At 65.9% G+C, this 14,020-nt stretch carries 13 protein-coding genes; 3 read left to right on the top strand and 10 right to left on the bottom strand.

All coding sequences use genetic code 11. The features are described from left to right. Positions 1-229 precede the first annotated feature (229 nt). The 7 genes from ACOJB8_RS37745 to ACOJB8_RS37775 all read right to left on the bottom strand — a co-directional run bounded on the left by ACOJB8_RS37745 (position 230) and on the right by ACOJB8_RS37775 (position 6,569). Positions 230-1,027 carry a DODA-type extradiol aromatic ring-opening family dioxygenase gene (locus tag ACOJB8_RS37745; protein WP_475017229.1) on the bottom strand — a complete coding sequence of 266 codons (798 nt, stop codon included), beginning with the start codon at positions 1,025-1,027 and terminating at the stop codon, positions 230-232. Between the two features lie 150 nt (positions 1,028-1,177). Further along, a complete protein-coding gene (locus ACOJB8_RS37750) occupies positions 1,178-1,801 on the bottom strand; it encodes a UbiX family flavin prenyltransferase (protein WP_368606801.1) in 624 nt (207 codons plus the stop codon). A 138-nt stretch (positions 1,802-1,939) separates the two neighbouring features. Continuing rightward, the gene (grxD, locus tag ACOJB8_RS37755) at positions 1,940-2,251 is read right to left on the bottom strand and encodes a Grx4 family monothiol glutaredoxin (RefSeq protein WP_028214777.1); all 312 of its coding nucleotides are present in this window, start codon (positions 2,249-2,251) and stop codon (positions 1,940-1,942) included. A gap of 111 nt (positions 2,252-2,362) precedes the next feature. After that, a complete protein-coding gene (prmC, locus tag ACOJB8_RS37760; protein WP_368729934.1) occupies positions 2,363-3,205 on the bottom strand; it encodes a peptide chain release factor N(5)-glutamine methyltransferase in 843 nt (280 codons plus the stop codon). Between the two features lie 13 nt (positions 3,206-3,218). After that, entirely contained in the window at positions 3,219-4,301 is a 1,083-nt protein-coding gene (gene prfA / locus ACOJB8_RS37765; RefSeq protein WP_069269184.1) for a peptide chain release factor 1, read from the bottom strand. 105 nt (positions 4,302-4,406) lie between these two features. Next, the gene (gene hemA / locus ACOJB8_RS37770; protein WP_475017232.1) at positions 4,407-5,795 is read right to left on the bottom strand and encodes a glutamyl-tRNA reductase; all 1,389 of its coding nucleotides are present in this window, start codon (positions 5,793-5,795) and stop codon (positions 4,407-4,409) included. A 27-nt stretch (positions 5,796-5,822) separates the two neighbouring features. Then, positions 5,823-6,569: a response regulator transcription factor gene (locus tag ACOJB8_RS37775; RefSeq protein ID WP_475017233.1), complete on the bottom strand. Its 747-nt coding sequence runs from the start codon at positions 6,567-6,569 to the stop codon at positions 5,823-5,825. Positions 6,570-6,764: 195 nt separating this feature from the next. Between ACOJB8_RS37775 and ACOJB8_RS37780 the strand changes: the two genes are divergently transcribed. The 3 genes from ACOJB8_RS37780 (at position 6,765) to ACOJB8_RS37790 (ending at position 9,616) form a co-directional block, all read left to right on the top strand. Next, the gene (locus ACOJB8_RS37780) at positions 6,765-7,022 is read left to right on the top strand and encodes a hypothetical protein (RefSeq protein WP_069269182.1); all 258 of its coding nucleotides are present in this window, start codon (positions 6,765-6,767) and stop codon (positions 7,020-7,022) included. Positions 7,023-7,101: 79 nt separating this feature from the next. Then, the gene (locus ACOJB8_RS37785) at positions 7,102-8,916 is read left to right on the top strand and encodes an aminopeptidase P family protein (RefSeq protein WP_368661849.1); all 1,815 of its coding nucleotides are present in this window, start codon (positions 7,102-7,104) and stop codon (positions 8,914-8,916) included. A gap of 76 nt (positions 8,917-8,992) precedes the next feature. After that, positions 8,993-9,616: an HAD family hydrolase gene (locus tag ACOJB8_RS37790; protein ID WP_368661848.1), complete on the top strand. Its 624-nt coding sequence runs from the start codon at positions 8,993-8,995 to the stop codon at positions 9,614-9,616. 37 nt (positions 9,617-9,653) lie between these two features. Here the strand turns inward: ACOJB8_RS37790 and ACOJB8_RS37795 are convergent, their stop codons facing one another. From ACOJB8_RS37795 to ychF, 3 genes are all read right to left on the bottom strand, one after another. Then, positions 9,654-10,808 carry a DUF748 domain-containing protein gene (locus ACOJB8_RS37795; protein ID WP_406953866.1) on the bottom strand — a complete coding sequence of 385 codons (1,155 nt, stop codon included), beginning with the start codon at positions 10,806-10,808 and terminating at the stop codon, positions 9,654-9,656. A gap of 153 nt (positions 10,809-10,961) precedes the next feature. Continuing rightward, positions 10,962-12,626, bottom strand: coding sequence for an energy-dependent translational throttle protein EttA (ettA, locus tag ACOJB8_RS37800; protein ID WP_475017236.1), 1,665 nt, complete (start codon positions 12,624-12,626; stop codon positions 10,962-10,964). Between the two features lie 38 nt (positions 12,627-12,664). Continuing rightward, complete coding sequence (ychF, locus tag ACOJB8_RS37805) at positions 12,665-13,759, bottom strand: redox-regulated ATPase YchF (protein WP_069269177.1); 1,095 nt, start codon at positions 13,757-13,759, stop codon at positions 12,665-12,667. Positions 13,760-14,020 lie beyond the last annotated feature (261 nt).

A 14,020-nucleotide genomic window follows, 5' to 3' on the forward strand; every position in this document is an offset into this window, starting at 1 on the left:
TGGTCGTCGCGCTGGTCTCGCTCGTGTTCTATTACTGGGGCGTGAATTCGGGCTATCGCTCGCCGTACCTCGCGGAACGCCAGGAGCACGACGAAGTCCTCGAGGGCATCGGCGCGCACTAAGCATCATCTAAACGTCGCGCAATACAAAAAGCCCGCCTGAAGCGATTCAGGCGGGCTTTTTTGCTTTTGGAGCGCAAGCGGAGCCGGCGTGGCGGCTCGCGGCGGCCTTATTGCACGGCGGCGCTGCCGAATACGTAGTTCGTCATCGCGAGCGCGCGCTGGTAGGTGCCAAGCGACTGCACGCCGAGCGTGTAGTCGTCGTCGGCGGCGCCAAGCGCCGCGAAGACGGGCAGCAGGTGCTCGTCGGTCGGGTGCATGAGCACCGCGTGCGGGGCGCGCTGGCGGTAATCGAGCAACGCGTCGATGTCGCGCGCGGCGAGGTGATTTTCGAACCATTGCGTGAACTCGGCCACGCGCGGATCGGCGTCTTCCGGCCGCGCCGAGAAGTCCGCCTCGCGCAGGTTGTGGGTGATCTGGCCCGAGCCGATCACCATCACGCCTTCGTCGCGCAGCGAGCGCAGCGCACGGCCAAGCGAGAAGTGATGGGCGGCGTCGGCGCGCGGCTGGATCGAAAGCTGGGCGACGGGCACGTTCGCGTCGGGGAACATCAGCAGCATGGGCACCCACGCGCCATGATCGAGGCCGTGCGCTTCCTCGTCGACAGGCACGCCTTGATCGCGCAGCAGCGCCGCTGCGCGCTGCGCCATCTCGGGCGCTCCGGGCGCCGGGTACTGGATCTCGTAGAGCGCGCGCGGAAAGCCGTAGAAGTCGTGGATCGTCTCAGGCTGCGTGGCGGTGCTGACCACGGGGCGCATCGTGCCCCAATGGGCCGAGAGCATGAGCACCGACTGCGGACGCGGCAAATGCTCCGAGAGCACGATGAAGCCGCCAGAGGGCAGCGACGGGTCGATCGGCAGCGTAGGAGCGCCGTGCGAGAGGAAGAGGCTAGGTGTGCGGGTTGTCATGATCGTGGGCTGAACGCGCCGGGGCGGGCCGAAAGTATCGTATTGCCATCAATATATGACCCTACCGTAGCGAATTAAACCGGGCGAAAGGGAATTGATTGTGTCGCCAATATTGATAATCGGCGCGCTGCGCGAATGTGCGCCCGGCACTTATTCGTCGGTGCCGCGCAACCCCGGCCAGGCGGGCGAGAGCGCGGGCCCGAGCGCGAACAGATCGAGCACGCGCGCGACCGTGTGATCGATCATCTCGTCGATCGAAGCCGGCTGGTTGTAGAAAGCGGGCAACGGCGGGAAGATCACGCCGCCCATTTCGGTCACGGCCGTCATGTTGCGCAGATGCGCGAGGTTGAACGGCGTTTCGCGCACGAGCAGCACGAGACGGCGGCGTTCCTTCAGCGTGACGTCGGCGGCGCGCGCGATCAGATTGTCTGAGAGACCGTGAGCGACGCTCGCGAGCGTCTTCATCGAGCAGGGCGCGACGATCATGCCGTCGGTCGCGAACGAGCCCGACGCGATGGTCGCGCCGACGTCGCGCACGGAATGCACGACATCGGCGCGTGCGTGCAGATCGTCCTTGCTGAGTTGCAGTTCGTGCTGGATGTTGAGCCAGCCTGCCGCCGAAACGAGCAGATGCGTTTCGACGCCGCCGAGCCGTCGCAGCATGTCGAGCGTGCGCACGCCGTAGATCGCGCCCGTGGCCCCCGTGATCGCGACGATCAGCCGGCGTTGCGGCAGTTGTGCGATAGCGGACGAGGCAGGGGCGGCGGTATTCACGTCAGGCGGGAGTCGGAGCGAAGGCGAGGTGAGATCGAGGCGAAGGCGCCTCGTGAAAGCGCGTCGGCGCGGCGCACCGAGCGCTCGGGACGGAACAGGCGCAACGCTATGCGTCCCATGCCGCCCCGTGGCTGGCGCTTACGCCGCGGCGAAAAGCTGCTGCAGCTCGCCGTTCTGGTACATCTCCATCATGATGTCCGAGCCGCCGATGAACTCACCCTTCACGTAGAGTTGCGGGATGGTCGGCCAGTTCGAGAATTCCTTGATGCCCTGGCGGACTTCGTCGTCCTCGAGCACGTTGACGGTCTTGAACTGATCGACGCCGCAGGCTTTCAGGATCTGCACCGCGCGACCGGAGAAGCCGCACATCGGGAACTGCGCGTTGCCCTTCATGAAGAGGACGACGGCGTTTTCGTCGACGATCTGCTTGATGCGTTGTTGGGTGTCCATGACTGACCTTGCGATTGAATTGATGCTGAATACGTTGGAATGCAGGATGAAATGATAGCGGATTTCGCCCGTGCAAGCCCGGCGTTGCCGGGAGCGTGCCTGGTCGGGCGGCTACGGTAGACGGCCCCCGCTGATGCGCTCGATGCCGGCCAGATCGCGCTCGGAGCGCACGTCCTTGAAACCGGCGTCTTCCAGCAACGCCCGAACGGCGGCCGCCTGGTCGTAGCCGTGCTCCATCCAGAGCACGCCAGCCGGCGCGAGCCGGGCAGGTGCGCCCGCGACGATCGCGCGCAGGGCGGTGAGGCCGTCGGCTTCGTCGGTGAGCGCGCCGCGCGGCTCGAAGCGCAGGTCGCCTCGTTCCAGATGGGGATCGCCGCTCGCGATATACGGTGGATTGCTCACGATCGCGTCGAATCGCAGTGCCGCATCGAGCGTGTCGTACCAGCTGCCCGGCACGAACGCGAGCGGGCCGCCGGGACGCTGGGCGTCGAGTAGCTTCGCGGCGTTGCGCGCCGCCACCTCGAGCGCGGCCGCCGAACGATCGACGGCCCAGACACGCGCATCGGGGCGTGACGAGGCGAGCGCCACGGCAATCGCGCCGCTGCCGGTGCCGAGGTCGAGCACGCGCGGCAGAGCAATGCCTTCGAGCGCCGCGAGCGCCGTTTCCACGAGCAGCTCGGTATCGGGGCGCGGAATCAGCACGTCGGGCGTCACGTCGAAGTCGAGGCCGTAGAACTCGCGCGCCCCCACGAGCTGCGCGATCGGCTCGCCTTGCACGCGGCGCGCTTCTAGCGCGCGGTACGCGTCCACGCGGGCCGCGTCGAGCGTCTGATCGCCGCGCGTGATGAGTTCCGTGCGGCGCCAGCCGAGTACGTGCATCAGCAGAATGCGCGCTTCTAGCGCGGGCAGCGGCGTGGCGCGCAGCAACGCCTCGGCGGTAACGGCTTCGCTCATGTCTCTTGCGCGCTCAATCCGCGTCGCCGAGCGACGCGAGCTGCTCTGCCTGATGCTCGGAGACGAGCGCGCCGATCAGTTCGTCGAGGTCGCCGTCCATGATCGCTTCGAGGCGATAGAGCGTGAGATTGATGCGGTGATCGGTGAGCCGCCCCTGCGGGAAGTTGTAGGTGCGGATGCGCTCCGAGCGGTCGCCCGAGCCTACGAGGCTCTTGCGCGTCGCCGCTTCCTTGGCGTGCTGCTCCTGGTACTGCTTGTCCTTGATGCGCGCGGCGAGGACCTTGAGCGCGCGGTCCTTGTTCTTGTGCTGCGAGCGGTCGTCCTGGCACTCCACGACGATGCCGGTCGGAAGGTGCGTCACGCGCACGGCCGAATCGGTCTTGTTGATGTGCTGGCCGCCCGCGCCCGAGGCACGGAAGGTGTCGATGCGCAGGTCGGCGGGATTGATCTCGACTTCGCCGATTTCGTCGGCTTCCGGCATCACCGCGACCGTACAGGCCGACGTATGGATGCGGCCCTGCGTTTCGGTGGCGGGCACGCGTTGCACGCGGTGGCCGCCCGACTCGAACTTGAGCTTCGAGTACGCCGCCTCGCCCGCAATGCGCACGATCACCTCCTTGTAGCCGCCCAGATCCGACTCGCTCGCCGACATCATCTCGATCTGCCAGCGGTTGCGCTCCGCGTAGCGCAGGTACATGCGCAGCAGGTCGCCCGCGAACAGGGCCGACTCGTCGCCGCCCGTGCCCGCGCGGATTTCGAGGAACACGTTGCGGTCGTCGTTGGGGTCCTTCGGCAGCAGCATCATCTGCAATTCGTGCTGGAGTTGCGCCATGCGCTCGCGCGACGCTTTCACCTCTTCTTCGGCGAAGTCGCGCATCGAGGCGTCGGAGAGCAGATCCTTCGCCGCGGCCTCGTCGTCTTTGGCCTGACGCCACTGTCCGTAGTGTTCGACCACGGGCCCCAGTTCCGAGTGCTCGCGTGTGAGCTTGCGGTACTGGTCGCGGTTCGAGGTCACGTCGGGACGGCTCAACAGGTCGTTCAGCTCGGCCAGGCGCGTAGTCAGCTGGTCGAGCTTCGATTGCATGCTCGTTTTCATCGGGCGGTGCGGAGCGGGCTCCGGATAGGACTGCGAGAGAGAAGAGGCGGGCGCGCGGCCCGGTCGTGCAGGGCACGCATGGCGCGCGCCCGACCGCGAACGTCGCTAACGGTCCGAACTACCGGAGGAATCGGACGAATTGGACGAATCAGAAGAGCCGGCGGAGCGCGGCGAGGCGGCGACCTCCGCCGCGGGCTGCGCGACGTCGTCTGTCCGGGCCGGCTGGCCGTGGCGGTAAAAGCCGCCCATCAGCTCGATGAGCGAATCGCGCTGATCGCCGCTCGACGTGTTGAGCGCGTGCGTCGGGCCGTGGATCAGCTTGTTGGTGAGCGCCTGCGACAGCGCTTCGAGCACGGCCGACGGATCGTCGCCGCGTGCAAGCATCTTGCGGGCGCGTTCGAGCTCGGCGCGACGCAGCGCGTCGGCCTGGGTGTGCATGTGGCGGATGACCGGCACGATGCTGCGCGAGTCGAGCCACTGCATGAAGTTCGCCACGCGCGACTCGATGATGGTCTCGGCCTGCGCGACGGCGGCCTGGCGCGAGGCATTGCCTTCGCGCACGATCGTGCCAAGATCGTCGACGGTATAGAGGAAGACGTCTTCGAGCTGGGCGACTTCGGGCTCGATGTCGCGGGGCACCGCGAGGTCGACCATGAAAATGGGGCGGTGACGGCGCGCCTTCACGGCACGCTCCACTGCGCCGAGTCCGATGATGGGCAGCGTGGACGCCGTGCACGAGACGATGATGTCGAACTCGTGCATGCGTGCTGGCAGATCGGAGAGCGGAATGGAACGGCCGCCGAAGCGCTCCGCAACATAGCGCCCGCGCTCGGCGGTACGGTTTGCGATCACGAGTTCGCGCGGCTGCTGCGCGGCGAAGTGCGCGGCGCACAGCTCGATCATCTCGCCCGCGCCGATGAAGAGCACGCGCTGGTTGGCGATCTTGTCGAAGATACGCTGCGCGAGGCGTACGGCGGCGGCGGCCATCGACACCGACTGCGCGCCGATCTCGGTCGTGCTGCGCACTTCCTTCGCCACGGCGAAGGTGCGCTGGAACAACTGGTTCAAATAGGTGCCGAGCGCGCCGGCCTCGGTCGCGGTGCGTACCGCGGTCTTCATCTGGCCGACGATCTGCGTCTCGCCCAGCACCATCGAATCGAGCCCCGAAGCCACCCGGAATGCATGACGTACCGCTTCGGACTGCGGCAGCGTATAGACGTGCGGCGCAAGTTCCTCTTCGCGGATGCCATGGTACCGGGAGAGCCAGCTCACGGCCTGGTCGCGCGAGCCGTGCGCGTCGGTCGCGCAGTAGAGCTCGGTGCGGTTGCAGGTGGAGAGAATGGCGGCTTCCGGCGCGCTCAGCGAACGCTTCCCGGACCACGCTTCCTTGAACAGGGCGAGTGCGGGCTTGATCTGTTCGAGCGGAAACGCCACGCGTTCGCGCAAGGCGACGGGCGCGGTGTGGTGATTGATTCCGATCGTTAGAAGCTGCATACCATGGGGGCGAGATTTAGGCGGATATTATAACTTTTCCTCGCTTCCGATATTCGCGCCGACAGAGTCCGACACTCCGGTAGGTGATAGGGGGAGCCTTTCGAGCTGGTAGCCATAGCCGTACAAAGTGGTCAAACGCCAGCCGTGCTCGGGCCCGAGCTGCAATTTGCTGCGCAGTCGGGAGGCGTGCGTGTCGAGCGTGCGCGACCGAACGTCGCGGTTCAGATTCCAGACGGTTTCGAGAATGCGCGCCCGCGAAACGGGGCGCGATGCATTGGTGAAGAGCAGCAGCGCGAAACGGTATTCCTTGGGCGTGAGCGTGACGGTGTGACCCCGAAACGACACCTCGTAGCGCCCGGAATCGAAAAGATACTCGCCAAAGCCGTGGCGGGCGCGGTTGCGCGGCCGGCGCACGCCGGCGCGGCGCAGGAGCGCGTCGATGCGCGCGAGCATTTCAGGGCCGCGCACCGGCTTGGCGATGCAGTCATCCGCGCCGGCCTGCAAACTCGCGACGATTTCGCTTTCATGCGGCGCGAGCATCAGCGCGATCGCGGGCAAACCCGGCAGCAGCTTGCGCGCCTGGGGGATGAGGTCGTCTGCGCCGGCGTCGCCGCACCACCATGCTGTGATCAGCAGATCGAAGGTTTCCTGTTCGAGAGTTTCGAAGAGTTGTGCGCCAAGCGGGAAGTGGTGGCACGCGTGCCCGCCCGCAATGAGCAGGCGGATGAGGGTTTCGGCCTGACGGGTGTCCGGTTCGACGAGGGCGATTCGCATACGAGAGAGTGCGGCTAGGGCAGCCCGGACGCGCTTGCCTTGCGCAATCCCGCCCCCTACACTCAACCGCTACGCGGGACGCGCCGAGCCGACCGTTTTCCAGTTTCAATAGAGTCTAATCAGGCTATAAATGCTAGCTCTCGTGCTTCGGCGGTCCTATCGGACTTATCCGAAAACCTATAGGACAAGTCCTTAATGGGCTGGCCCGGTATCGTTATTCTTGGTCTGGCGGTGGGCTGTGCGGGGTGGTGGCTCCATCCCTTGCGCCGCGCCGCACGTCACGGACTCGCGCTGGCGGCTGTGGCCGGCGCGCTCGGCGCGGCGCTCGCGAACGCGGCGGGCAGTGCGACCGGCCTTTTCTACGATGGCGAATTGCTCCAGTGGCCGCTTTGCACGGCGCTCGCGCTCGTTTTCGTGGGCGTGTGCGTAGCATTGCGCGCCCGGCGCAGCTAGTCGCGCGCAGCCGGTCCTCAAACGCGCCGCCTTTGGCTAGATTCCCATCTTCCGCTTCGAATTCTTCGCAGGTGAAAACATGAACGCCCGACTCCCCGAAACCTCCTCGATTCCCGAACGCATTGCCGCCCTGCGCGCCGCGATGACGCGCGCGGGCGTCGATGCCGCCCTCGTGCCCTCCGCCGATCCCCATCTGTCCGAATACCTGCCGCGCCGCTGGCAGGGGCGCGAGTGGCTGTCGGGCTTCACCGGCTCGGTGGGCACGCTCGTGGTGACGAAGGACTTCGCGGGCGTCTGGGTGGACAGCCGCTACTGGGTGCAGGCCGAGCAGCAACTGGCCGGCACCGGCATCGAGCTCATGAAGATGATGGGCGGCCAGCAGAGCGCGCCCCACATCGACTGGCTCGCGCAGAACGTGAGTGCGGGCGGCGCGGTCGCCGTCGATGGCGCGGTGCTCGGGGTCGCCTCGGCGCGCGCGCTGGCCGAGGCACTCAACGCGCGTGACGTCGCGCTGCGCACGGACCTCGATCTGCTCGACGATGTCTGGCAAGGCCGCCCGTCGCTGCCGCTCGAGCCCGTGTACGAGCACGTCGCGCCGCACGCCGACACGAGCCGCGCCGGCAAGCTCGATCAGGTGCGCCGCGCGATGCAGGAGAAGGGCGCGCTTTGGCACTTCATCTCGACGCTCGACGACCTCGCCTGGCTCTTCAACCTGCGCGGCGCGGACGTGAATTACAACCCGGTGTTCGTCGCGCACGCGCTGATCGGGCCGGACGACGCGACGCTCTTCGTCGCCGACGGCAAGGTGAGCGAGGCGCTCGTGCAGTCGCTCGCGAAAGACAAGGTGCGCGTCGCGCCGTATGCCGAGGCCGCCGCCGCGCTCGCGGCGCTGCCCGCGAAGGCCGCGCTGCTCGTCGATCCGCGCCGCGTGACGTATGGCTTGCTGCAAGCGGTGTCGTCGGCGGTGAAGCTCGTGGAATCGGTCAATCCGAGCACGTTCTTCAAGTCGCGCAAGACCGCCGCCGAAGCCGACCACGTGCGCGCGACCATGGAGCACGACGGTGCGGCGCTTGCCGAGTTCTTCGCGTGGTTCGAGGCGGCGCTTGGCCACGAGCGAATCACCGAGCTGACCATCGACGAAAAGCTTTCCGCCGCGCGTGCGCGCCGCGCGGGCTTCAAGTCGCTCTCGTTCGCGACCATTGCGGGCTTCAACGCGAACGGCGCGATGCCGCACTATCGCGCCACGCCCGAGTCGCACAGCGTGATCGAAGGCGATGGCCTGCTGCTCATCGACTCGGGGGGCCAGTACCTCGACGGCACCACCGACATCACGCGCGTCGTGCCCGTGGGCTCGCCGAGTGCGGAACAAAAGCGCGATTTCACGCTCGTGCTCAAGGGCATGATGGCGCTCTCGCGCGCGAAGTTCCCGCGCGGCATTCGTTCGCCGATGCTCGACGCGATTGCGCGCGCTCCGATCTGGGAAGCGGGCGCGGACTACGGCCACGGCACGGGCCACGGCGTGGGCTACTTCCTGAACGTGCACGAAGGTCCGCAGGTCATTTCGCACTACGCGCCGGCCGAGCCCTGGACCGCGATGGAAGAAGGCATGATCACCTCGGTCGAGCCGGGCATCTACCGGCCGGGCAAATGGGGCGTGCGTATCGAGAATCTCGTGCTCAACCAGCGCGCCGAAACTACCGGGTTCGGCGAGTTCCTGAGCTTCGAGACGCTTACGCTCTGCCCGATCGACACGCGATGCATCGATCTCGCGCTCCTGCGTGCGGACGAGCGCGAGTGGCTCAATGCGTATCACCAGACGGTGCGCGTGCGCGTGGCGCCGCACGTGAGCGGCGATGCGCTCGCGTGGCTCGAAAAGCGCACGCAGCCGATCTGATTTCCCTGTCATCCCGACAACGATCAGATAACGATCGGATAACGATCGGATAACGATCAAGTGGAGCGAGAAGCGCATGACGATCAAGGCCGTGGTGTTCGATTTCGGCGGGGTGCTCGTGGACTGGAGTCCCGAGTATCTCTATCGCAAGCTGATTCCCAACGACGACGAGCGCCGCTGGTTTCTCACGCACGTCTGCAAGATGGACTGGGTGGTCCGCCAGGACGGCGGCGAGCCCATTGCCGTGGGCACGGAGGAACTGGTCGCGGCGTTTCCCGAGCATGAAGCGCTCATTCGCGCGTTCTACGAGCGCTGGCACGAGATGATCGGCGGCTTGCTCGCCGGCGGCGTCGCGACGTTCGAGCGCCTCGAGGCCGCGGGGATGCCGATCTTCGGTCTCACGAACTGGTCGGCCGAGACGTTTCCGTGGGCGTGGGAGCGCTTTGGCATCCTGCGGCGCTGCCGCGATATCGTCGTATCGGGCCACGTGAAGCTCGTGAAGCCCGATCCGGCGATCTTCCACGAGATGTTCCGCCGCATCGAGGCACAGTTGCCGGGCGTGAAGCCCGAGGAACTCGTTTTCATCGACGACAACGCGCACAACGCCCTGGCAGCCACGGCGCTCGGCTGGCACGGCGTGCACCATACGAGCAACGCCACCACCGACGCTAAGCTGCGCGAACTCGGCTTGCCGGTCTAAGCAGCTCATCCAGGCAGGCTAAAGCCGGCGTCCCGCGCTATTTCGAAGCGGGCGCCGGCACCGGCTGCAGCAGACTGCGCAGCGCGTCAGCGATACCCTTTGCGGTTTGCCCGGCGCCCTTCGCCACCCCTTCCGCGCTCACCCCGAGCGCCTGCGCAAACCCTGCGCGCAACTCCGTCATCAGGTTTTCGTTCAGCTTGAATTTAGGGTCGCGCAGGTTGCCGTCGAGCACGAAATGCAGCGTGATTTCCCCCTTGTGTGCCTTCAATGCGGCCACGGCGGCGCGCGTCGGGATCGACAGGAAGGTGTCCACCGCGTCGCCGCTATCCGAGAGTTGCAGGTTGTGCAGCGTGACGATGCCCGGCGCGTGCAGGTGATAGCCGCGCACGGTCGAGTTGAGATCGAGATCGAGTGTACCGCCCGTCACATTGGCCTTCGCGCCGGCCTTTTTAAGCAGATAGGGATCGATCGTGCGCACATCCACGCCACGCAGCGTCGTGCGGAGTTGCGAGTCCTTATTCGCGATTTGCATCCAGCCGTCGAAAGTGACGCGTCCTGTGTGCGCCGGGCCGACGACATTGCCCACGACCGAAACGCGGGTGGGCTCCGTAAGCGCCGGCAACTGGACATTGTCGACGCTCGCCTGCGCGCGGTTCACGGTGACGCGCCACGGCGGATTGCTCACCGAACGGTCGTAGAAGTCGAATGTGCCGTTCTCGAAGCCGATATGGTCGATGACCTTTTGCTGCGGCAGGCTGCTTTCGCCCTGCGCGCCGTTCGAGGGCGCGGCGCTTTGCGCCATCGCTTCGCGCAGATTCGGCAGGATCAGGATCGAACCGCTTTCCCGGCGCAGCACCGTCATCGTGAAATCGCTCACCGTGACGTCGCGAATATGCACGCGGTGCGAGATCAGCGCGCGCAAGTCGGGCGTGATGGTGATGCGGGCGGCGCGCAGCGTGTCGGCAGTCGGCCAGTTCGGGGGCGGCTTCAGGCGCACGTCGGTGAGCTCGACGGATGAGAGATTGAACGCCACGTTCACGCTCGCGGCCGTGCCGACGGGCGCGAGCGCGCGCTCCACGTACGCCTTTGCCTCGCGCTGCAGCGCGTAGAGCGTGCCCAGCGCCGCGAGCACGAGCAGCGCGACGACGATCGCCACGATAAGGACAACACGGTTGCGCAGCGGCATCGCCATACGGAATTCCTCGCGGGAGCTGGGCATGATCAAGCCCCAAGTGAGCCTAAGCGTAGCGGCTTTCGAGCAACCGCCATGCCGTGTGTGCTTGAACCTGCCAGAACGACAACGGCGGCCCGCGGGCCGCCGTTGTTTGCTATCGATCGCGCCTGCTTAGCGGCTGATCGGCTTGTAGCGCAGACGCTTCGGACGTGCAGCTTCTTCGCCGAGACGCTTGATCTTGTCGGCCTCGTACTCCTGGTAGTTGCCGTCGAAGAACGTGACCTGCGAGTCGCCTTCGAACGCGAGGATGTGCGTGGCGATACGGTCGAGGAACCAGCGATCGTGCGAAATCACCATGACCGAGCCCGCGAATTCGAGCAGGGCGTCTTCGAGCGCGCGCAGCGTTTCGACGTCCAGATCGTTCGACGGTTCGTCGAGCAGCAGGACGTTGCCGCCCGAGATCAGCGTCTTGGCCAGGTGCAGACGGCCGCGCTCACCACCCGAGAGGTTGCCGACGATCTTCTGCTGATCGCCGCCCTTGAAGTTGAAGCGGCCGATGTACGCGCGCGACGGCGTTTCGTACTTGCCCACCGTGAGCACGTCCGCGCCGCCCGAGATTTCCTCGAACACGGTCTTGTTGGCGGCCAGCGCGTCGCGGCTCTGATCGACGTAGGCGAGCTTGACGGTCGGGCCTTGCACGATTTCGCCCGAATCCGGCTGCTCCTTGCCCGTGAGCATGCGGAACAGCGTCGATTTACCGGCGCCGTTCGGCCCGATGATGCCGACGATCGCGCCCGCGGGAATCTTGAAGCTCAGGTTGTCGATGAGCAGACGGTCGCCATAAGACTTGCTGACGTTCTTGAACTCGATGACTTCGTCGCCCAGACGCTCGCCCGCCGGAATGAAGATTTCCTGCGTTTCGTTGCGCTTCTGGTATTCCGAGCTCGACAGTTCCTCGAAACGCGCGATACGCGCCTTCGACTTCGCCTGGCGGCCCTTCGGGTTCTGGCGCACCCACTCCAGCTCCTTCTTGATCGCCTTCTGGCGCGCCGATTCCGACGCTTCTTCCTGCTTCAGGCGCTCTTCCTTCTGGTCGAGCCAGCTGGAGTAGTTGCCCTTCCAGGGAATGCCGTGGCCGCGGTCGAGTTCGAGAATCCACTCGGCGGCGTTGTCGAGGAAGTAGCGGTCGTGGGTCACGGCGACCACGGTGCCCGGGAAGCGCGTGAGGAACTGTTCGAGCCACTCGACCGATTCGGCGTCGAGGTGGTTGGTCGGCTCGTCGAGCAGCAGCATGTCGGGCTTTTCGAGCAGCAGCTTGCACAGCGCGACGCGGCGCTTTTCACCGCCCGAGAGGTTGCCGATCTTCGCGTCCCAGGCCGGCAGGCGCAGTGCGTCGGCGGCGATTTCGATCTGCTGTTCCGCGCTGCCGTCGGTCGTCGCGAGGATCGCTTCGTACTTCCCCTGCTCGGCGGCCAGCGCGTCGAAGTCGGCGTCCGGTTCGGCGTAGGCGGCATAGATCTCGTCGAGCTTCTTCTGCGCGTTGAACACGTCGCCCAGACCTTCCTCGACCGCTTCGCGCACGGTCTTTTCCGGATCGAGCTGCGGTTCCTGCGGCAGGTAGCCGATGTTCAGATTGGGCATCGGCGTGGCTTCGCCTTCGATGTCCTTGTCGACGCCGGCCATGATCTTGATGAGCGTGGACTTGCCCGAGCCGTTCAGGCCGAGCAGACCGATCTTGGCGCCGGGGAAGAACGACAGCGAGATGTCCTTCAGGATCTGGCGCTTGGGCGGCACGATCTTGCCGACCCGGTTCATGGTGAAGACGTATTGGGCCATGAGAGTGTCTTTTGGAAACGGGTAGAAAAAGGTGTCGCTTATACGTTGAACAGGAAGTTCATTACGTCGCCGTCGTGCACGACATATTCCTTGCCTTCGGCGCGCATCTTGCCGGCTTCCTTCGCGCCGGTTTCGCCCTTGTACTGGACGTAGTCGTCGAACGCGATGGTCTGCGCGCGGATGAAGCCGCGCTCGAAGTCGGTGTGGATCACGCCCGCGGCTTGCGGGGCCGTATCGCCGACATGGATCGTCCACGCGCGCACTTCTTTCACGCCCGCCGTGAAGTAGGTCTGCAGGCCGAGCAGCTTGAAGCCCGCGCGGATCACGCGGTCGAGGCCCGGCTCTTCCATGCCCATATCGGCGAGGAACGCGATCTTGTCTTCGTCTTCGAGGTCGGCGATTTCCGCTTCGATCGCGGCGCACACGGCCACGACCGGCGAATTCTCGCCTTCGGCGTACTTGCGCACGGCGTCCAGATGCGGGTTGTTCTCGAACCCGTCTTCCTTCACGTTCGCGACGTACATGGTCTTCTTCGCGGTGATGAGGCAGAAGGGCTTGATCAGCGCCTGCTCGTCGTCGCTCAGTGCGAGCCCGCGCACGGGCTTTGCCTGATCGAGTTGCGCGCGCACCTTTTCGAGCACGGCCACGAGCTTCGCGGCTTCCTTGTCGTTGCCCGATTTCGCGGCCTTCGAGTAGCGCGTGAGCGCCTTCTCGACGGTGGCGAGGTCGGCGAGCGCCAGTTCGGTGTTGATGACTTCGATGTCGGCGAGCGGATCGATCTTGCCCGCCACGTGGATCACGTTTTCATCTTCGAAGCAGCGCACGACGTGCGTGATCGCATCGGTTTCGCGGATGTTCGCGAGGAACTGGTTGCCGAGGCCTTCGCCCTTGCTCGCGCCCGCGACCAGACCCGCGATGTCGACGAATTCGACCACGGCCGGCACGACGCGCTCGGGCTTGACGATTTCGGCGAGCGCCTTCAGGCGCTGATCCGGCACTTCTACCACGCCGACGTTGGGCTCGATCGTGCAGAACGGGTAGTTCTCGGCCGCGATGCCCGCCTTGGTCAGCGCGTTGAAGAGGGTGGACTTGCCGACGTTAGGCAAGCCGACGATGCCGCATTGGAGGCTCATGTAAATCTCTGCATGTCAGGGTGGTGACGTGTGGCTCGCCGCGCGCGAAGGCCCGGGGCCGGGCGTCTCGCGAAAGCGGAAGCGGCGGGCGGGGCGGCGCAGGTGGCACGTCGGGGGACGTGACGGGGAGTCACGAAAACCGTAATTGTAACCTCGTCCGGGTGAGGGTTAGCCGCGGGTGTCGCCGCGCTGGCGGGCCGTCTTCCCGCAACGTCTTGCTGCGCCGCAACACCGCGCCCGTCCCGCCCGGCCGCACAAGCG

The organism is Paraburkholderia sp. BR10141, from assembly GCF_056155635.1.